The organism is Tumebacillus lacus, assembly GCF_026410385.1.
Classification (GTDB): Bacteria; Bacillota; Bacilli; order Tumebacillales; family Tumebacillaceae; genus Tumebacillus; species Tumebacillus lacus.
In genome coordinates, this window is sequence record NZ_JAPMLT010000006.1 from 1 (window position 1) to 4562 (window position 4562).

Annotated in this window: 5 protein-coding genes and 1 rRNA gene; 2 read left to right on the forward strand and 4 right to left on the reverse strand. The window is 52.1% G+C overall.

Translation table 11 applies throughout. The features are described 5' to 3' along the window. Positions 1 to 18 precede the first annotated feature (18 nt). Positions 19 to 135, forward strand: a 5S ribosomal RNA gene (gene rrf, locus OS242_RS12385). Positions 136 to 199: 64 nt separating this feature from the next. Here rrf and OS242_RS12390 read toward each other — a convergent pair. The 4 genes from OS242_RS12390 to OS242_RS12405 are packed head-to-tail and all read right to left on the reverse strand — an operon-like array spanning position 200 to position 3078. Continuing rightward, a complete protein-coding gene (locus tag OS242_RS12390) occupies positions 200 to 907 on the reverse strand; it encodes a hypothetical protein (protein WP_267152011.1) in 708 nt (235 codons plus the stop codon). Continuing rightward, positions 904 to 1611, reverse strand: a complete 708-nt coding sequence (locus tag OS242_RS12395; RefSeq protein WP_267152012.1) for a fluoroquinolone export ABC transporter permease subunit — start codon at positions 1609 to 1611, stop codon at positions 904 to 906. Before OS242_RS12395 ends, OS242_RS12390 begins: the two co-directional genes overlap by 4 nt. Further along, positions 1608 to 2462, reverse strand: a complete 855-nt coding sequence (locus OS242_RS12400) for an ABC transporter ATP-binding protein (protein WP_267152013.1) — start codon at positions 2460 to 2462, stop codon at positions 1608 to 1610. Before OS242_RS12400 ends, OS242_RS12395 begins: the two co-directional genes overlap by 4 nt. Before the next feature lie 16 nt (positions 2463 to 2478). Next, positions 2479 to 3078 carry a TetR/AcrR family transcriptional regulator gene (locus OS242_RS12405; RefSeq protein WP_267152014.1) on the reverse strand — a complete coding sequence of 200 codons (600 nt, stop codon included), beginning with the start codon at positions 3076 to 3078 and terminating at the stop codon, positions 2479 to 2481. Positions 3079 to 3233: 155 nt separating this feature from the next. On the opposite strand from OS242_RS12405, the gene OS242_RS12410 reads away from it, so the two are divergent. Beyond that, positions 3234 to 4238, forward strand: a complete 1005-nt coding sequence (locus tag OS242_RS12410) for an anthranilate phosphoribosyltransferase (protein ID WP_267152015.1) — start codon at positions 3234 to 3236, stop codon at positions 4236 to 4238. Positions 4239 to 4562: the final 324 nt, after the last annotated feature.

Consider the following 4562-nt stretch of genomic DNA (forward strand, 5'->3'; position numbering starts at 1 on the left):
CAAACAAAAACAAAAGCGTCTCGTGACAATGGCGGAGAGGTCACACCCGTTCCCATCCCGAACACGGAAGTTAAGCTCTCCAGCGCCGATGGTACTTGGACCGCAGGGTCCTGGGAGAGTAGGTCGTCGCGAGGCATTTTGTTATATCGAATCATGCGGAAAGGCCAGATCATTAATGATCTGGCCTTTCCATTTTCCACTAATTTCTTTGCCCCATAAACCTCCTCATCAACCCCCACAACACCACACCATGAAACACAAATCCAACCAAAACTGCACGGCCCCCGGGCTCCAAAAACGCCTCTGCCGCCCAATAAGTCGGAAGCAGCATGCCCACCCACTGCCACTGATCCTGCAAAAAATAATTCGCAAACGGAGCAAGCAACAGAATACCGCCAGCTTTTGCGACAGCCATGCCCTCCACCTTATTTCCCGCAACCACCGTCATGAACAAAGCAAACATCGGCGCCTCCAACGCAAGCATCAAAACAGCCGGTATCGCCTGCGCCGCTGAATACTCTGCCAACCCAGCCGCAGCCAAAGCCACCAACGACAAAACAAAACTGAGCACAACCGGACTTGCCAGCCGATAAACCAGATACCCTTTTTTCATCAAGGGCGTGACAGCAAAATACGAGAGCAAATCCTCATCCCGCTCATCCAACAACACCAACCCGATCAACATTCCCAACATCAGAGGCACCATCGCCAACAACAGACAAGCAAAAAGCGCTCCATACTCCATCAATCCGACACCAAAACGAACTTCAAGCCATTGGCTTGCAAACGGAAGAACGAAGCGAATGACCATCGCCAACAGTAAGGGCCCGACAATCGCAATCATCAGCATCGGGTCCCGCCCGATATCTTTCAGATCCCGAAGAGAAAGCGCCAACACCCGGCTCATCGCACTCCGCCTCCAATCTTCAAAATCACATATCGCTCAAATGAGTGCTTCGCATACCACCAAGCCCCGCCGGTCCAGATCGCCAACATCCCGACTGCCGGCAAAGCTTCCTGAAGCGAGAGCGGAGCGAACGCCCCGCCGATCAAAATCAGAGACCCCTTTCCCGGCAACAAGTACAACCAAGGAGATTGCCACAACTGAAACGTCTCCAACAGCGGCACAAAAAACAGAGTTAAAATCATAGGCGACGTCAACAAAAACTGATTCACCGTCCGAGTCCGCACCGCGACGCTGATCCCAAGCAACGTAAAGAAAGCGGAACTCAGCACCACCCCGACCAACAGCGGTCCCACACGAAGACCTGGTCCAAAAGAGAACAACTCGATGCACACAGCCGTCACCGCAGACAACCCGGCCAGCGATATCACCTTTCCCAGCAGATATTCCCGTACTCGCAACGGAGTCACAAACAGATTGTCAAACAGATTCTGCCCCCGCTCCAGCAAGATCAGACCGCCGATAAAAAAGTAACCCAATGTGCTCGGATCAGAAAACAACAGCGCAGTCAACGTTGTCTCCCGCCAACTTTCCGGAAGCGAATGCAAAATCAACACATACACCGCGCACACAAACACATACGCCAAATAAAACCCATGCCGCAACTGAAACCTTACATCTTGCCAGACCGCCCTGCCAACTCTCACGCCAAACGCCTCCCCGTCACCTGCAGGAAGATATCTTCCAACGTCGCTTCCTCCGTATGCATCGTCACGATCTCCCGCTCCCTCAGCAATCGTTGAAACTCCTCGTTATACCCGATGCCTTCCACCTCAAACCTCGCCAGTTGCAACTCACCATCTCCCTGATACTCCACACGGACGCTGTGCCGGCCGTGTTCCACCATCAGTTGACGGGGCGAATCGATCAACGGGATCTTACCGTCGATCAAAAACGCCACACGATCACAGAGTTCTTCCGCAGCGTTCATGTTGTGCGTATTCAGCAGGATCGTTTTTCCTTCCGCCTTTTTCATCAGCATGAAATCTTTGATGATCTTCCCATTGACCGGATCGAGACCGGACGTCGGTTCATCGAGGAAAATCAACTCCGGCTTATTCAAAAAAGCCCGGATGAAATTCAAACGCATCTTCATCCCCTTCGAGAAATTGGCCACGCGAGTATTCGCATCTTTCTCCAATCCCACCATCTCCAGCAACCTCATTGGATCTTCCGTTTCCCCGCTGTACAGGGATCGGAAGAAATTCAAATTTTCCAAAGCAGTGAACTTGCTGTAGAAGTTCGGAAACTCAAACGCCACACCTATTTTTTCGTAATAATCTTGAGTGACATCGCGCAGTTCTTGATTCAAAACCTGTACGCGGCCGGAGTATTGTTTGAGTACGCCGATCAGGATCTTTTGCGTGGTGCTCTTGCCGGCACCGGACGGGCCGAGGAAACCGAAGATCTCTCCTTTGCCAATCGTGAAATCCAACCCATTTAATGCTTCCTCCCGGTTGCCGGGATAGGTAAAGCGCAGATCTTGCACGTCGATCATAAGGAAATGCCTCCTTTTAGTAAGTGCGAGTCAATCGATCTGCCGTTGCTTCAATGAGCAGATCCATCACTTCAGCCCCCAATTCTTTACCGATTTCCTTCTGATGCAAAGAGAGCAGAACAAGTGATCGGATCGCGCCGACGATCACTTCTGGGCTGCGTTGGATCAGGAGACCTCTTCGTTGCCAATCGGTGATCCAAGCCATGGCGGCAGCATTGTCCTTTTGAATGTGTTCTGCGAGCATCTCCTTTGGCAGTTTGCGGATCAACATTTCGTATTCATCGCGCTCGTGCAACTGGAGCAGGAACGGATTGCCCGCTATGTGATCAAAAGAAGCTTTGAGCATCTGCCGCAATGCTTCACGAGCGGGGAGTTCGGATGATTGCAGGTCGACAAGCATCGCATCGCGGAACGCCTCCTCCCGTTCAAGAATTCGGAAGTACAGTTCTTCTTTGGAATCGAAAAATTTGTAGAACGATCCTTTTGCGATGCCGCATGCGTCGACGATCATATCGAGGCTGGTTTTCTTGAGCCCGTAGGCGGTGAACAGTTCTTTGCCTTTCGTCAGCAGGGTTTCAAAAATCGCTTCCTTTTCATGGTCCGTAAACTTGGGCATGTGGATGATCTCCTTTATGTGACTAAAAACAATGAAATAGTCATATGGTTGTGATCTAAGTATGGGTTCCTTTCACAGGAAATGTCAAGAGGGAGGAAATCGGTCTGCAGTATGCGAATCTTGAAGAGACGATTTGGAACGAGAGGATGAAGAGGATGCAAACCTATTTGAAAGAAGTGGGACGCGGCAAAAAGGGCGCGAGAGATCTGTCGTACGAGGAAGCCTTGTATGCCGCTGCAAGGATTGCGGATCGGGAGGCGACTGATGCGCAGATTGGCGCATTCTTCATGGCGGAGCGGATGAAAGGGGAGAGTGTGACCGAACTGCGGGCGTTTGTTGAGGTGTTGCGGGCGCGGACCGAACGGGTCGATGGCGTGCCGGATGTTCTTGACTGCGCGGGACCGTACGATGGTCGGGCCAAATCATTTGCGGCGACAATTCCTGTCGCGGCTGTGCTTGCGAGCGCAGGTGTTCCTGTGGCCTTGCATGGGACTGAGTCGTTGCCTCCAAAGGATGGGGTGAGTCTGCTCGAGATCCTGCGGGAACTCGGTGTGTCGGCCGCAGCGAGTGTTGACCAAGCAAAAAACACGTTGTTGCAAACCGGTTTGGCCTTTATGGAAACGGAGAGCTGGTGTGCGCCTCTTGATGGACTGCGGCAGATCCGTGAAGGGCTTGGCGTGCGGACAATGCTGAACACGGCCGAGAAATTTTTAAATCTGGCCGGAGCAGAGTGGCAGGTAACCGGAGTGTTCCATACGTCGGCAATGGACAAAGCGGCGGAACTGATGAAGGAACTCGGCTATCGAAAAGGAATGGTGGTGCAGGGTATCGATGGTTCGGAGGATATCCCGACTCATCGACCTTCGGCCGTTTTGATTGTGCGTGACGGCGAGGCTGAAAAGCATCTCATTGATCCGAAGGAGTATGGATTGTCTGCGGAAGTGGATGCGGCTGGATGGTCGGCAAAAGAGCAGGCTGAGCGTATTCTTGATGTGCTGTCAGGCGAGGAGCAAGCGCTGGGGAAAATGGTCGTGCTCAACAGCGCGCTGCGTCTGTGGTTGACAGAGCGAGTGGACAGCGTGGCGGCAGGTGCGGATCTCGCTCGGGAAGCGTTGGATTCGGGGCGGGCGAAAGAGAAGTTTATGGAGTGGAGAGGATAAGGGAGAACGAAAACAAAAAGCGGAGATTCGGCGAGCCGACGCATTGCGAACGATCTGGAAGTTCGAGTTTGTTTGCGTTGGCTAGGTCGAGTCGATTGTAGGCACGCATCCGTCGTGGTAAGATAGGTTCTGTCGCCGCGAGAGGGCGGTGATGAAAAATGAAAAAACTACTAGTTGCAAGAAACATCGCAACGTGGTATATTAATTATCGTCGCTTCGGCGGCAAACGATTGATCCTTGAAAACTAAACGAGTGTTACGAGATCGATTTTCGAGCCAGCGATTCAGTTCGCTTGAACCAAACTTTTATTGAGAGTTTGATCCT